8 protein-coding genes and 2 tRNA genes are annotated in these 15,435 nt (G+C 59.2%); 5 read left to right on the top strand and 5 right to left on the bottom strand.

The genetic code is table 11. From position 1 onward, the window contains the following. Nucleotide 1: 1 nt before the first annotated feature. Entirely contained in the window at nt 2–655 is a 654-nt protein-coding gene (locus ET34_RS0112250; RefSeq protein ID WP_031522444.1) for a riboflavin synthase, read from the bottom strand. Between the two features lie 225 nt (nt 656–880). Here ET34_RS0112250 and mdtK point away from each other — a divergent pair, with 225 nt between their 5' ends. The 3 genes from mdtK to ET34_RS0112235 all read left to right on the top strand — a co-directional run bounded on the left by mdtK (nt 881) and on the right by ET34_RS0112235 (nt 2,570). Next, nucleotides 881–2,254, top strand: a complete 1,374-nt coding sequence (gene mdtK / locus ET34_RS0112245; protein WP_031522442.1) for an MdtK family multidrug efflux MATE transporter — start codon at nt 881–883, stop codon at nt 2,252–2,254. Nucleotides 2,255–2,403: 149 nt separating this feature from the next. Continuing rightward, a tRNA-Val gene (locus ET34_RS0112240) sits at nt 2,404–2,480 on the top strand. Nucleotides 2,481–2,493: 13 nt separating this feature from the next. Further along, a tRNA-Val gene (locus ET34_RS0112235) sits at nt 2,494–2,570 on the top strand. Between the two features lie 215 nt (nt 2,571–2,785). On the opposite strand, the gene ET34_RS0112230 is transcribed toward ET34_RS0112235, so the two are convergent. Both ET34_RS0112230 and ET34_RS0112225 read right to left on the bottom strand, forming a co-directional pair. After that, entirely contained in the window at nt 2,786–9,589 is a 6,804-nt protein-coding gene (locus ET34_RS0112230) for an AIDA repeat-containing protein (RefSeq protein ID WP_031522440.1), read from the bottom strand. 31 nt (nt 9,590–9,620) lie between these two features. Then, complete coding sequence (locus tag ET34_RS0112225) at nt 9,621–10,877, bottom strand: autotransporter strand-loop-strand O-heptosyltransferase (RefSeq protein ID WP_031522438.1); 1,257 nt, start codon at nt 10,875–10,877, stop codon at nt 9,621–9,623. Between the two features lie 994 nt (nt 10,878–11,871). Here ET34_RS0112225 and pykF point away from each other — a divergent pair. Both pykF and ET34_RS0112215 read left to right on the top strand, forming a co-directional pair. Further along, on the top strand, nt 11,872–13,284 hold the full coding sequence (gene pykF, locus ET34_RS0112220; RefSeq protein ID WP_031522436.1) for a pyruvate kinase PykF: 1,413 nt from the start codon (nt 11,872–11,874) through the stop codon (nt 13,282–13,284). Nucleotides 13,285–13,590: 306 nt separating this feature from the next. Next, nucleotides 13,591–13,827: a major outer membrane lipoprotein gene (locus ET34_RS0112215; protein WP_007374746.1), complete on the top strand. Its 237-nt coding sequence runs from the start codon at nt 13,591–13,593 to the stop codon at nt 13,825–13,827. Between the two features lie 57 nt (nt 13,828–13,884). On the opposite strand, the gene ldtE is transcribed toward ET34_RS0112215, so the two are convergent. Further along, nucleotides 13,885–14,910, bottom strand: a complete 1,026-nt coding sequence (gene ldtE, locus ET34_RS0112210) for a L,D-transpeptidase LdtE (RefSeq protein WP_031522431.1) — start codon at nt 14,908–14,910, stop codon at nt 13,885–13,887. Between the two features lie 97 nt (nt 14,911–15,007). Then, nucleotides 15,008–15,424, bottom strand: coding sequence for a cysteine desulfuration protein SufE (gene sufE, locus ET34_RS0112205; RefSeq protein ID WP_031522429.1), 417 nt, complete (start codon nt 15,422–15,424; stop codon nt 15,008–15,010). Nucleotides 15,425–15,435 lie beyond the last annotated feature (11 nt).

Below are 15,435 nucleotides of genomic sequence, written 5' to 3'. Positions count from 1 at the left end.
ATCAGGACTCTTGCTGAGCCTGTACAGCGGCGGCCGCCAGCGCTGCTTCACGGCTCGCCATTACGCGCTCCACGGTATCCACCACCGCCTGAGTCTGGGGGTCGATTTCGATGTTAACGCGATGCCCGAGCTTTTTACTGCCGAGGGTGGTGCGCTGCAGGGTTTCCGGGATCAGGTGTACGCAGAAACGCGTTGCCGTGGTTTCCCCCACCGTCAGGCTGATGCCGTCCACGCCGACATACCCCTTCTGCAGAATGTACTTCATCAGCTCCGGCTGCTGGAGCTTAAACCAGATCTGACGGTTGTTTTCTGAGGTTAAGATCTTCGCCACCTCGGCAGTGGTCATGATGTGCCCGGACATCAGGTGCCCGCCAATCTCATCATTGAACTTTGCCGCACGCTCGATATTCACCACGTCGCCTTCGTTCAGCTCGCCGAGGTTGGTGACACGCAGGGTCTCTTTCATCAGGTCGAAGCTGACCCGGTTCCCGTCGATCTCGGTCACCGTCAGGCAGCAGCCGTTATGCGCCACCGAGGCACCGGTTTCCAGACCGGGCAGCAGCGCCTCCGGCAGTTCCACCACGTGGGTGCGGAAGTTAGGTTTTTCAGTGATGTTCACCACTTTTGCTGTGCCCTGCACAATCCCCGTAAACATAATGTTGACTCCTCAATTCGTTATGCGGCCCGCGCCGCAACGCCATGCCCAGCACAATAACAGGTGGAAAATCCCCTTGCCAGCCTGCAGCGCCTTAAGTGCACTATTTCACTGGCTTAATGAATTACTCCCGCTACAATGGACTGAAATTCCCCGCATTCTCTTCCTGCTGCCACGTATGGCGGCTTTTTTAGTCTCGCAAATAACAACAATACAGGTGTTCACGTGCAGAAGTACTCCAGTGAAGCGCGTCAGTTACTGGCTCTGGCTATTCCGGTGATCCTCGCGCAGGTTGCCCAGTCCTCAATGGGCTTTGTTGATACCGTGCTGGCCGGCGGTTACAGCGCCACCGACATGGCGGCGGTCGCCATCGGCACCTCTATCTGGCTGCCGGCGATCCTCTTCGCCCACGGCCTGCTGCTGGCCCTCACCCCGACTATCGCGCAGCTCAACGGCGCAGGCCGCCGCGATCGCGTCGCGCATCAGGTGCGCCAGGGCTACTGGCTGGCGGCATTGGTCTCGGTGCTGGTGATGGTGGTGCTCTGGAACGCGGGTCATATTATTCACGCCATGCATGATATTGACCCGAAAATGGCCGATATCGCCGTCGGCTACCTGCGGGCGCTGCTGTGGGGCGCGCCGGGCTACCTCTTCTTCCAGGTGGCGCGCAACCAGTGCGAGGGGCTGGCGAAAACCAAGCCGGGAATGGTGATGGGCTTTATCGGCCTGCTGGTTAACATTCCGCTGAACTACATCTTTATTTACGGTCATCTCGGGATGCCGGAGCTGGGCGGCATCGGCTGCGGCGTGGCCACCGCGGCGGTCTACTGGGTGATGTACCTCTGCATGTCGCTGTGGGTGCGCCGCGCGCGCTCCATGCGCGACATCACCGCCGAGTCGCGCTTCGAAAAACCTGACTGGGCAGTGCTGAAACGCCTGACCCAGCTTGGCCTGCCCATCGCACTGGCGCTGTTCTTCGAAGTGACGCTGTTTGCCGTGGTTGCCCTGCTGGTCTCCCCGCTCGGGATTGTTGACGTGGCGGGGCACCAGATTGCGCTTAACTTCAGCTCGCTGATGTTCGTCCTGCCGCTGTCGCTGGCGATGGCGGTCACCATTAGGGTTGGCTATCGTCTGGGTCAGGGTTCGCCGGAGCTGGCGAAAACCGCCGCGCGTACCGGGCTGATGGTCGGCGTCGGCATGTCATGCGTAACGGCGCTGTTTACCGTCACCCTGCGCGAGCAGATCGCCCTGCTGTATAACGACAATCCGGCGGTGGTGGCACTGGCCTCGCAGCTGATGCTGCTGGCGGCAATCTACCAGCTCTCCGACTCCATCCAGGTGATTGGCAGCGGCATTCTGCGCGGCTACAAAGACACCCGCTGGATCTTCTACATTACCTTCACCGCATACTGGGTACTGGGTCTGCCGTCGGGCTATATTCTGGCGCTGACCGACTGGGTGGTGGAGCCGATGGGGCCGGCCGGTTTCTGGATGGGCTTTATTATCGGCCTGACCTCCGCGGCAGTATTAATGATGACGCGGATGCGCTTTTTGCAGCGCCAGCCGGACGCCGTCATTCTGCAACGCGCCGCGCGCTAAGGCATAAGCCGCCTGCGGGCGGCTACTTTCTCTCCATTTTGCGCACATGCGCAGCAATCGCGTGAAATCAGAGAGAAAATTGCCATTTAGCGCTTGCCAGGCGGCAGGGGGATCGCTAATATTCGTCCCCGCTGTCAGCGACAGTCAGTGCGTTCATAGCTCAGTTGGTTAGAGCACCACCTTGACATGGTGGGGGTCGTTGGTTCGAGTCCAATTGAACGCACCATTCTCTTCTCAGTGCGTCCGTAGCTCAGTTGGTTAGAGCACCACCTTGACATGGTGGGGGTCGGTGGTTCGAGTCCACTCGGACGCACCATTCTGTAGTACCTCTTAGCGTTTCCGTATAATCCCCCTCTTCTTTTCAGGCTGCAAAATTCGACGTTGCCGTTTTGCCGGTAAAACGCATCGCGCGGTATGACATCCGTTCCTTTCTGAACGTGAGTTAACCCATCGCGGGTGCGAATGCAGGGATAACAGATACAAAAAAGCCGCACCCTTGGGTGCGGCTTTTATTAGGTTACTGCCTGGCTATCAGAAGCCGATTTTCAGGGTCACCTGACCGCCGTAGCCGCCGGTGCCGGCGTCGTCGATGGTCTGGGTGTAGCCTGCGCGCACCCCGAGGGTGACGTTATCGCGGATCTGGCCGTCGATACCGACATCCAGCGCCGCGGCGGTGCCATCCTGATCCGGATTGAACGATACCTCACTGCCGGCAACGCCTGGCGCGCTGACGTTCAGATCGCCCTTCGAGTCGAAGGTCTGGATGAAGGACGGACGCACCCACCAGCTCACCGGAACCGGTTTGCCTGTCTCTTTCAGGGTGGCGTTGTTGCCCAGACGCAGACCGGCACGTACCTGCTGGCTGTGACCGTCCCCGAACTGCACGTCTGCTACGTCATCATCGCCATCTTTCAGGTTTACGCCGCGATACTGGTACTGCACCTGCGGTTCCAGCACCAGGCCACCGCCGATCTCAAACGGCAGACCGGTTTCAAAGGAGCCAACGTAGCCCCAGCCGTGGGTTTTCAGGCCGTCGCCGTCGCGCGGGTTAGTGTCGAAGTTGTGGCGTGTACCCTGGGCCACCACGTCCATCCACCAGCCGCTCTCATGCACGCCGTTGAGGTAGAGACCGCCGCTGTAAGCGTCGTCACGCACCGTACCGGCTTTCGACTTGTTGTTACGCTGTACGTCGATGGCTGACAGCCCCGCCGCACCGTACACCCCAACGCTCCACTCCATCGTCGAGGCAGAACCCTGCCACAGGTCGCTACCGATCTGCAGGAAGGTATACCCGCCTTTACTCTCTGGCGTGCTGCCGCTGCGCAGGTCGTCGCTGCCGTGATCGTGGCTCAGCTGACCGGCCTGGAAACGGGCCCACATGTTGCTACCGCCTTCGGCTGCGGTACGCGCCGCATAGCGACGGGCATCCAGCGAGCCAAGCAGTGCACTGTCGTAGTCCATCGCCTGAGCATAGATCGAGCTGTAGAGGTACATCGCCGAACGGTAGTTCTGCGGGCCACTCTCGCTGCTGCCTGCATCCGCGGTGGTCAGATACCAGCTTTCATCAGCGCTGCCCTGTTGCAGGGTATAGTTGTACGCACCCGCCTGCAGGCTGCCGTTGAGGCTGAAGGCATCGTCGGTGGTGGTCGCGCCGTTGATGGCGTTCACGACCTGGATACCATCACCGGTGGTACGCGCACCCAGGCCACCCTGGCTGCGAATGGCGATCCGCGTGTTACCGGTCGCTGTACCGCCGTCCAGTACCAGGCTGTCGCTCACGGCGGTATCACCGTCGAACAGGGTATTCAGGGTGATGGTACCGCCGTTGCCCACCAGGTTAGTCACGGTCAGGGTTTTCGGGACGAACGCCCCGGTCGGTGCCTGATAATCAATCGAGCCGCCCAGCGTCAGGTTATTGAGCAGGGAGTCATCGGTCATCAACCAGCTCGAACCGGCATCGACGGTCAGGTCGGTCGGGTCGATCATCCCGGTGAGCGTGGTGCCATTGGTCAGCTGCAGCGAGGTGCCGAGCTGGGCGATGATGTCGGTCACGGCCTCAAGCCCGCTGAACACCAGGGTACCGCTCTGCAGATACGTGCCACCCGCCTGATTGAGCACGCCGCTCAGGGTCAGGGTGTTGCTGCCTTCTTTATACAGCGTCCCGTTGCCGTTGATGGCCGCGTTGATGGTGTTGGCGCTGGCCTCGGTGGTGATGCGCAGTTCGCCGCTGTTGGTTACGTTACCGGCCAGGGTACCGCCGTCGTTGACTTTGGTGACTCCGGTCAGGGTACCGCCCTCGGTGACGCTCAGCATACCGTCCTCGCCGACCACGGTGTTGTTGGCGCTACCGTCAGCGGCAACCGACAGCAGACCGCCGCCCTCCAGCAGCAGGCTTTCCGCAACCTTATCGGCAATCGAGAAGCTGCCGTTCGCGTTGGTACCGTTGAGCGTGGTGTCGGTGCCTGCCATCAGTGCCGCACCGCTGCTGAGATTGATATTGGTGGCCGTTGCACCGTCTTCCAGTGCCAGCATGCCGCCGCGTTCAATCGCCGTCAGATCCGCCACGCCGCCGGCGCGCACGAACTGGGCGCCGCCTTTGCTGACGCTGGTGGAGATGGCGGTGCCACCGAAGGTGACGCTCTGAGCGCCGTTTTCGCTGACGGTAGACGAGGCGACGGTGCCGCCCTGATTCACCACCTGATCGCCAACCACGGTGTTGTCGATAACAATCGCGCCGTCATTGACGTTCTGGATCCCGCCATCGCGGATGATGGTGGAGATTACCGTCCCGCCGCTGTTGACGTTCTGGGTGCCGCCGTCGTTGATGGTGGTGCTGGTGGCGGTACCGCCGTTCAGTACGTTCTGGATGCCGCCTGCACGAATGACCGCCAGAATGGACGAGCCGCCGTTGTGGATAGTCTGGATGCCACGCTCGTAGATCGTGGTGCGGGTGGCAGTACCGCCGTTATAGACGTTCTGTACGCCGTCTGAGGAGAGTTCGGTATCCGTCGCGTTGCCGTACACGTTCTGCTTGCTGCCGTTGCCCAGGGAGGTATTCACCGCCGTGGCGCCTGCGGCGATATTCTGCACCGCAAAGTCATCCATCAGAGTGTTTTCCGCCCGTCCGCCACTGTACAGATTCTGGATACTGTTGCGGTTGCGGGTGTCAGTCACTACTGCACCGTCGTAAATACCCTGGATGGCACCGTCACTCAGGATAGTCGACGTGGCGGTACCGCCGCTGAAGATACGCTGTTCAGCGCGGGTAACCTCTGACCCGGTAGTGGTGCCGGACACCTCCTGAATACCGCCGTCGATAACCACCGAGACTTCGGCATTGGCGTTTTTATTGATGACCTGACGCCCGCCGTTTTTCACGATGCTGACAATCGAGGTGCCATCAACCACCTGCAGGCCACCATCCACGAAGGTGAAGTCGGTGACGCCGCCGGCAGCTACGTTTTGTCGGCCACCGGTAGAGATGGTGCCGCCATAGGTATAGCCGCCGGAATTAACGTTCTGCACACCGCCCTTCTCGATACGGGCTTCGAAGGCCTGACCGCCGCTGCCGATATTCTGGGTACCGCCCAGCAGGCGTGCGGCGAAGGATTTCGCGCCGTTATTGACGTGCTGCTCACCGCCGTTGAGTACAGTGGAGATCGCTACCGCGGAGTTGCTGAGGATCTGCGTCCCGCCAGCGTTGATCACGCTCTGGCGCGACCAGCCGTACGGGTCAACGATCTGCTGCCCGCCGTTATTCACCACGGCTTCAAACGACTGACCGTGTACGCGCTGGACGCCACCGCTGTTGATCAGCGTGCCGCTGGCCTGACCGCTCTTGGTGACCAGCTGCACCCCGCCATCGCTGATGCTGGTGCCAGAGGCCGAGCCTTCCACCAGCTGGGTACCGCCGCCAAACACCGTGCCGTCAGAGGCTGCGCCACCCGCCGAGATATGCTGGATACCACCGTTTTTCACGATGGAGCCGGCTGCCAGACCGCCGACGTTGACGATCTGTTGACCGCCGTTGTTGACGACCGAGGAGATCGCCGCGCCGTCTACGCTCTGCACACCGCCACTGTTGATGTGGGTGCTGGTGGTTTTCCCGGTCCCTTTCACCAGCTGGGTGCCGCCATCGCTCAGGCTGGTGCCGGAGGCGGTGCCTTCTACTACCTGCTTGCCGCCGCCAAATACCGTGCCGTCCGAGGCCGCACCGCCGAGGTTGATATGCTGCAGACCGCCGCTGTTCACGGTGGTGCCTGTTGCCAGACCGCCCTTGTTCACCAGCTGGGTGCCGCCGTTGCGCACCACGGCCGAGGTAGCATTGCCGTCTACGCTCTGCACGCCACCGCTGTTAATCAGGGTGCCGGTGGCTTTCCCGGTGGTGGTGACGATCTGGTGGCCGCCGTCGCTCAGGCTGGTACCGGAGGCGGTGCCTTCTACTACCTGCTTGCCGCCGCCGAACACGGTGCCGTCAGAAGCTGCGCCGCCGAGGTTGATGTGCTGCAGGCCGCCGCTGTTGACGGTGGTGCCTGCCGCGAGGCCGCCCTTGTTCACCAGCTGGGTGCCGCCGTTACGCACGACCGACGAGGTGGCGTTACCGTCCACGCTCTGCACGCCGCCGCTGTTAATTTTGGTATTGGTGGTTTTACCGGTGGACTGAACGATCTGCAGACCGCCGTCGCTGACGCTGGTGCCAGAGGCCGTACCCGCGACCAGCTGTCTGCCGCCGCCAAAGATAGTGCCATCAGAGGCTGCGCCGCCGAGATTGATGTGCTGCAGGCCGCCGTTATTGACGATGGAGCCGGCAGCCAGACCGCCGCTGTTCACCAGCTGCACGCCGCCGTTGTTCACCACCGCTGAGGTGGCGGAACCGTCAACGCGCTGCAGGCCGCCACTGTTGATCAGCGACCCGGTGGCGCTACCGCCCGCCTGAACGTGCTGAATGCCGCCGTCGCCAATCACCGTGTCGCCCGCCGTGCCTGCGACCTGCTGCGTACCGCCCAGCAGCGTGGTTTTTGACGCTGCGCCGTTAGCACGCACGATCTGCACGCCGTTTTTATCGACACGGGTATAGTTCGCATGACCGCCGCTGCGGATCAGCTGGGTGCCGCCGGTGTAAACGATCGAGCCGTTGGCAGTGCCGTCCACATCCTGGAAGCCGCCGTCAAAAATTTTCGTGTCGGTGGTTTTTCCGGTGACGTGAACCTGCTGCACGCCGCCAGAATCCACGCGGGTGCCGGATGCAGTCCCTTCAACAATCTGGGTTCCGCCCGCCAGCAGTCCGTCTGAGGCCGCGCCGCCTTCGTTAATGTGCTGCAGACCGCCGCTGTTCACCAGTGAGCCTGCCGCCAGCCCCCCGGCGTGAACCAGCTGCACCCCGCCGTCGTTGACTACCGCAGAGATGGCCGCGCCGTCTACCGCCTGGGTGCCGCCGCTGTTGATGATGGTGTCGGTGGCTTTACCGGTGGCCTGCACCAGCTGATGACCGCCGTTGTTGATGCTGGTGCCGGATGCCGTGCCAGCAACCACCTGCTTACCACCGCCGAATACCGTGGTATCAGAAGCCGCACCGCCTTCATTGACGTGTTGCAGACCGCCGCTGTTCACGGTTGCGCTGTCCGCCAGCCCGCCGCGGTTCACCAGCTGGGTGCCGCCGTCATAGATGACTGATGACGTGGCGGTGCCGTCCACGCGCTGCAGACCGCCGTCATTGATCAGCGACCCGGTGGCGCTGCCACCCACCTGAACGTGCTGTACGCCGCCCGCGCCGATGATGGTGTCCGCTGCCACGCCCGCCAGCTCCTGAATACCGCCCAGCAGCGTGGTGAAGGCAGTAGAGCCGCCCACCAGCACGTCCTGAATCCCGCCGCTGTTGATCACCGCGCTGGTGGCGGTGCCGCCGCTGCGCACCTTCTGCAGGCCGCCGTCGTTCACTTCTGCCGAGAACGAGACGCCGTCCACATCCTGTTCGCCGCCGGCGTTAACCACCGAATCATTGCTCATGCCGCTGGCGTGTACCTGCTGCAGGCCGCCGTTGTTGATAATGGTGCCGGAGGACATCCCTTCGACCAGTTGGGTGCCGCCGAGCAGAATGGCATCCGAGGCCGCGCCGCCTTCGCTGATGTGTTGCAGGCCACCGGTGCTTATCACGCCGCCTGACGCCAGGCCGCCGCGGTTAACCTGCTGCGTACCGCCCGCATTCACCACCGAGGAGATGGCCTGGCCGTCTACCGTCTGGGTGCCGCGATTGTTGATGATGGTGCCGGTGGACTTACCGGTTTCCTGTACCAGCTGCGCCCCGCCGTCGCTGACGCTGGTGCCGGAGGCCGTGCCCGCCACCACCTGGGTACCGCCGCCAAACACCACGCCATCGGAGGCCGCGCCGCCGAGGTTGATGTGCTGCACGCCGCCGCTGTTGACGGTGGTATCCGCCGCCAGCGCGCCGTTATGAACCAACTGGGTACCGCCGTTGTTTACCACCGAGGAGATGGCGGTGCCGTCTACGGTCTGGGTGCCGCGGTTGTTGATGATGGTGCCGATAGATTTACCGGTTTGCTGAACCAGCTGTGCGCCGCCGTCGTTGAGGTGCGCCCCGGAGACGGTGCCAGCAACAATCTGATTGCCGCCGCCGAAGATAGTGGTGTCTGCCGCTGAGCCTCCGACGTTAACATGCTGGCTGCCGCCGCTGTTGACCGTCGCGCTCTGAGAGAAGCCGCCGCTGTTGATGAGCTGGGTGCCGCCCGCGTTAACGGTGCCCTGAACGGAACTGCCGTTGACGGTTTGCACGCCGCCATTGTTGATCACGGTTTGCGTAGCCAGGCCATTTTGCAGCACGGTTTGCGCACCGCCAGCCCCGACCACCGTGTTGTTTGCCGTACCGGAGACCGCCTGCTTGCCGCCGCTGTTAAGCTGCGAGCCGTTTGCCGTTCCGTCCGCTTCAACAATCTGTACGCCCTCAGTCACCTGGGTACCGGTGGTCTGACCGTTCTGACGCACAATCTGTAAACCGCCGTCCTGAACGCGAGTATCGACCGCCTGCCCGCCCGCCACCACCTGGGTGCCGCGATTGCCGATGGTGTGGTTAGTGGTTAACCCGCCGGTACGCACGTTCTGTACGCCCTCCTGCACCACTTCATCCCGTATCGAACCGGTGACGTCAAGGGTGAATGCCATCGCCCCGGTGCTGGCGAACATGCCGCCCACCGCCGCGGAGATCAGCACCGCGCCGCCGGCGCGCTTGCCTTTTGCCCGGGTCAGTTCTGAAACCACCACGAACGCCCGCTGAACGTCATTCCACACCAGCCGGTAACTGCAGTTAAGACTTTTTTTCATTTCAATGTCCTCGAAACCCGTCTCTCATCCGTCACGCGGCATGTTGATCGGGGTCTGCCAATGCTGTTGTTTTGATGCCAAAGGGATTGCTTCGCAGGGCAACCAGCCGACGGAGATGGCCGATGACCTGCTTGCCAGTGATAAAACGTGTGCACTCGTACTGCCGGTCCGTGCCTTTGTGGCGCGGACACCAGAAATAGTCCTGATGGTCGAAATCAAGCCGCACGTCATCCCAGCAACCGTTGCAGACGTGGGTATTGATGACGCGCCAGGGGGTATAAAATTCGCTGTAAGGCAGGCTGAAGCCACTGATCAGCACCACCGGAATACGGCTGCCCCAGGCAAGCCAGGAGAGGCCGCTGCCGAGGCCGATGAAGAAGTCGGCGTGCTCCAGCAGCGCCACGCGCTCGGCGAGGGGCAGATTGCCGGTGAAATCTTCCGCACCGTGGGGAATTTTGTTCCAGACGTAACCGCGCCCGACCACGCGCTCTTTGTCGATGCACAGCACGCGATAGCCCTGCTCTTTCAGCCAGGCAATGACCTCATGCCAGCCGTTGCCGTTGTTCCAGAATTTGGCCTGGCTGGTGGACTGGGTTGCGATACAGACATAGGGTTCGGCGATACGACGCGGGCTGCGCTGGCGCAGATCCGGAACGATTTCCGTGGGGTCGACGCCGAGAATATGACCGGCTGTGCGGTGCAGGCCGACGGCGCGAAAATCAAACGGCTGCTTGTCGAGATCGCCGTGAAAAAACAGGCCGACACGCCAGCTGGCGTAAGGCGGCGCGCTCACGCCCGGCCCGGCCTGCCAGTCGTCAGGGGTATAAAAATTTAGCTGAGGATAGACCGGCGTGAACAAATCGACGATAGGCTGGGCCATAGTGCAGTCCACGTGGCACTGCCAGGTCTGCCGAAAGCGTTCGGCGTAAGGTACCCAGCCGACCAGGTCGCCCAGCGTGCCGCTGGGAAACGAAACCAGCACCGTTTTGCCACGCATATCCAGCGTGTGGTCCAGCACCGGATCTGACTGCGCCCCGTCCCAGACCCGCAGGCGAAACGGCACATAGTATTTTTTCGTGCTGATTACCCAGCCCTGCGCAACGTCATCGGCAAACAGAATATTTCCCGTTTCGTCATCGCTTATTTCTACCCGCCAGTTTCCGGCAGGCAACAGTAACCGGGCGCCATCATTAAAATCATACAGGATACCCATCGGCCCCTGCTGAGTCGGAATTTCTGGCGGCAGAATAAAAGCATATCCCTGGCCAACAGCTGCGGAAGTCGTCATCACCTTACCTTTATCATCAGGAAAAGCAGTAATTAACACTGGCGTAAAATAGTAATCAGGCACCAGCAGATCCCCGGAGGTAATAATCCGGAGTGAGTTTTTATAAATTTAATGAAACTCGTTAAGAGTCGCTTAATAGTAGCCAGCAGGTGATTTATTGCAAATTCTTTCAAAAAGTTAAGATGCTTATATATCAATGACTTACATTTTGAGTCGTTTTAGCCTCAATTTCCAAAACTGTTTAAAAACAGCAAGTTGACATCAATGAAATGCAAGTAGTTTAGGATTATCCTTAATCCAAATTTCGGGCAAAAACGTGATATTGCTTCCGAAATATAAAATATATTTCCCGCTTAACTCCCGACATTGATAACGATATATCCGCCTCGCTGGCATAATTACTGAGTGGGAAAATAATTCGTCAAACCAATTAAATAAACGAAGCCAGGAATTTTCTTGTTTATCAAATTTGAGCGCGCTCTCTTTTTTAATCACCATAATAAAAAGAGATATCTTATTGCTTATTCGTTTCGCTACCAGAATTAGTGGGTGAATAAGCGTAGCGCCAGGCGTTAAATAGTCCCTTTGTAAAACGGGGTTATGGGATGCCGTTGCTGGCGGGTAACCGGTAACACCCGTCGATGCAACTGTTGCGCAATTATGTGATAACGGTCTCATAACGAAACGAGAATGACGGTGAATTCGTATTTTGAAACAGCGTTTTCAATTCCTTTCTGTCACTGTGGAAGCTATAATGCCGCCATCTTAATTTGAATGGTTTCAGCGCATTGGACTGCAATCTGACAAATAACACTTCTCGCACTCCTTGCCGGGCCGCTACGTCGCCTGACATTCCTCTGCACGCTCTTTTGATGTCACCTATCCTTACTGCTGTGGCATCACAACTTTCGCAACACAGGCTTTACCCCGCGGTGCTGCACGGCCCGGGGAATGATTTCCATATCCTTCTCAACTTAAAAAGACTAAGACTGTCATGAAAAAGACGAAAATTGTTTGCACCATCGGTCCGAAAACCGAATCCGAAGAGATGCTGTCCCGTATGCTCGACGCGGGCATGAACGTAATGCGTCTGAACTTCTCCCACGGCGACTATGCAGAGCATGGTCAGCGCATCAAGAACTTGCGCAACGTGATGGAAAAGAGCGGTAAGAAAGCAGCCATCCTGCTGGACACCAAGGGTCCGGAAATCCGCACCATCAAACTGGAAGGCGGCAACGACGTCTCTCTGAAAGCGGGCCAGACCTTTACCTTCACCACTGACAAATCGGTGGTGGGTAACAGCGAAACCGTGGCAGTGACCTACGAAGGCTTCACTAACGACCTTTCCGTCGGCAACACCGTGCTGGTGGATGACGGCCTGATAGGTATGGAAGTGACCGCCATCGAAGGCAACAAGGTTATCTGTAAAGTGCTAAACAACGGCGACCTGGGCGAGAACAAAGGCGTTAACCTGCCGGGCGTTTCGATCGCACTGCCGGCGCTGGCAGAAAAAGACAAGCAGGATCTGATCTTTGGCTGCGAACAGGGCGTGGACTTCGTTGCGGCTTCCTTTATCCGTAAACGTTCCGACGTAGAAGAAATTCGCCAGCACCTGAAAGCGCACGGCGGCGAAAGCATTCAGATCATCTCCAAAATCGAAAACCAGGAAGGCCTGAACAACTTCGACGAAATTCTCGAAGCGTCTGACGGCATCATGGTTGCGCGTGGCGACCTGGGCGTAGAGATCCCGGTTGAGGAAGTGATCTTCGCGCAGAAGATGATGATCGAGAAGTGCGTGCGCGCGCGTAAAGTGGTGATCACCGCCACCCAGATGCTCGACTCCATGATCAAAAACCCGCGTCCGACCCGCGCAGAAGCAGGCGACGTAGCGAACGCCATCATCGACGGCACCGATGCCGTGATGCTGTCTGGTGAGTCCGCGAAGGGTAAATACCCGCTGGAAGCGGTTACCATCATGGCGACTATCTGTGAGCGTACCGACCGCGTGATGTCCAGCCGTCTCGACAACGGTCATGACAGCCGTAAGCTGCGCATCACCGAAGCGGTATGCCGTGGCGCGGTGGAAACCGCTGAGAAGCTGGAATCCTCGCTGATCGTGGTCGCCACCCAGGGCGGTAAATCAGCTAAAGCGGTACGTAAGTACTTCCCGAACGCCACCATCCTGGCACTGACCACCAACGAAATCACCGCGCGTCAGCTGGTGCTGAGCAAAGGCGTGGTGCCGCAGCTGGTGAAAGAGATTGCTTCTACCGACGACTTCTACCGTCTGGGTAAAGAAGCGGCGCTGGCAAGCGGCCTGGCGAACAAAGGCGATATCGTGGTAATGGTTTCCGGTGCGCTGGTACCGAGCGGCACCACTAACACTGCTTCCGTACACGTTCTGTAATTTAACAGTCACGGAAATAACGCCTAAAGGCACCTTCGGGTGCCTTTTTTATTTCGCTAAATAGACGCAGATAATAAAAAAGCAAATTGAATTTCACTATTTAATAGCGGGAAACGTAAGATGAATCCGATTAGAGCCGCCTGTTTTCTCTCGCTTTTTTTAACTTCCCCGTTAATGTCGATGTTTCTTTGAGCGAACGATCAAATTTAAGCGTATTCCCATCAAAAAAATATTCTCAACCTAAAAAACTTTGTGTAATACTTGTAACGCTACATGGAGATTAACTCAATCTAGAGGGTATTTATAATGAATCGTACTAAACTGGTACTGGGCGCGGTAATCCTGGGTTCAACTCTGCTGGCTGGTTGCTCCAGCAACGCTAAAATCGATCAGCTGTCTTCTGACGTTCAGACTCTGAACGCTAAAGTTGACCAGCTGAGCAACGACGTGAACGCAATCCGTTCCGACGTACAGGCTGCTAAAGACGACGCAGCTCGTGCTAACCAGCGTCTGGACAACCAGGCTCACTCTTACCGTAAGTAAGAGTACCTGTAATAAAAATGGCGCACATTGTGCGCCATTTTTTTTGCCTGTAATTTGCTACTGAAGCTGCACCGTCCCGGACGCCGTCACGCTCCCCTCTTCTGCACCACTTTCCGCATTCACCTTCGCACTCTGTACTTGCTGCGCCGCCCTGCCAGGAGCCGTAGCGTCACCGCCCACTGCCACCGGATACCCGGCGCGCCGCGTTAGCGCCGCATCAGCCTGCTGCTTCGCGAGGGGATCGTCGCTCACGAAGGTTGTAAAGCTTGCTGGCAGCGTCAGCGGTGCGGTCTGGGTGTTTTGCTCATCCTGTTGCGACAGCGGCCTGTGGACCTCTACATAGCGCTTCCCGTCCGGCTCCTGCGTGAACTTCACCGGCTGGTTGATGATTTCAACCCGCGTTCCCCACGGCACGCTGGCAAACAGCGCCTGAATGTCATCGGCGTTCATACGAATACAGCCGGAGCTGACGCGCAGCCCGACGCTGTCCGGCGCACTGGTGCCGTGAATGAGGTACTCGCCGTTCCCCTTCGCCAGCCGCATTGCATAGCGTCCGAGCGGGTTACCTGGCCCGGCGGGTACCACTTTCGGCAACTCAATGCCTTTGGCCAGCGAGCGCGCCCGGATACCGGCCGGCGGCGTCCAGGTCGGATTAGGGATCTTCTGGCTGATGCGGGTGACCATCACCGGCGTCTCCAGCCCCACCTGGCCGATACCGATGGGATAAACCTGCACCATGTTCTTACCCGGCGGGTAGTAATAGAGGCGCAGCTCGGCGAGGTTCACCACGATGCCTTCCCGCGGCGTATCCGGCAGGATCAGCTGGGTCGGGATCAGGAGTTGCGTGCCCGGCATCGGCTGCGGGGCAACGGTATTGTTCGCTTCCAGCAGCAGGAAAGCGCTGGAGTTGAAGCGGCGGGCAATCGACTGCAGGTTGCGGTCGCCTTCCTGCACGATATAGCTCTGGTTCTGACCAATCAGACGGCCCCCGTTGGCCGGCAGCGGGTAATCCACCGCCAGCGCAGCATGGGGAAACAGAGCAGCGGTAAACAGGCTTGCAGCAATAAGCGAGGCGCGTTTCATACTGAATTCCTTTATCACTGGCGAAGCGCCAGAACGCTGAAAGAGAGCGAGGCAGCAGGCCGCCTCGCGTTGACAGGATGAAAGCTGTATCTGAAGTTTAGCTAAGAATTGCTGCTCTGGCGCGGATTGCGCGGATCATGGCTTCCAGCCCCTGGGAGCGGGACGGGGTGAGGTGTTGCGTCAGCGCCATTTCTTCGAACCACGGGCGCACATCAAAGGCGACGATATCCTGAGCGCTCATCTCCTGATAGAGAATAAACACCACGGCAATCAGCCCCTTAACAATGGCGGCATCGCTGTCGCCCTGTAGCTCGATTTTTCCGGCGTCGTTCTGGTGCATCACAATCCACACCTGGCTCTGGCAGCCCTGGATGATGTTGTCCGGATTGTGCGCCTCATCGCTCAGCGCCGGCAGACGCTGGCCCAGCTCGATGATGTAGAGATACTTCTCTTCCCAGTTGGTGCAGCGGCTGAAATTCTTCAGCAGTTTCTCTTTGTCTGGCAGCGTGGCCATGCGGTTCTCCC

Origin of the sequence: Siccibacter colletis (assembly GCF_000696575.1) — a bacterium.
In the GTDB taxonomy this organism is placed as follows: Bacteria; Pseudomonadota; Gammaproteobacteria; order Enterobacterales; family Enterobacteriaceae; genus Siccibacter; species Siccibacter colletis.
Note: the sequence above shows the minus strand (reverse complement) of the source record. Positions and strands in the feature narration are given on the sequence as shown.

Bases quoted from the DNA above. Each gene is read 5' to 3' on its own strand.
- ET34_RS0112215 (WP_007374746.1), top strand. From the start codon at position 13,591: ATGAATCGTACTAAACTGGTACTGGGCGCGGTAATCCTGGGTTCAACT.
- sufE (WP_031522429.1), bottom strand. From the start codon at position 15,424: ATGGCCACGCTGCCAGACAAAGAGAAACTGCTGAAGAATTTCAGCCGC.
- pykF (WP_031522436.1), top strand. From the start codon at position 11,872: ATGAAAAAGACGAAAATTGTTTGCACCATCGGTCCGAAAACCGAATCC.
- ldtE (WP_031522431.1), bottom strand. From the start codon at position 14,910: ATGAAACGCGCCTCGCTTATTGCTGCAAGCCTGTTTACCGCTGCTCTG.
- ET34_RS0112250 (WP_031522444.1), bottom strand. From the start codon at position 655: ATGTTTACGGGGATTGTGCAGGGCACAGCAAAAGTGGTGAACATCACT.
- ET34_RS0112225 (WP_031522438.1), bottom strand. From the start codon at position 10,877: ATGACGACTTCCGCAGCTGTTGGCCAGGGATATGCTTTTATTCTGCCG.
- ET34_RS0112230 (WP_031522440.1), bottom strand. From the start codon at position 9,589: ATGAAAAAAAGTCTTAACTGCAGTTACCGGCTGGTGTGGAATGACGTT.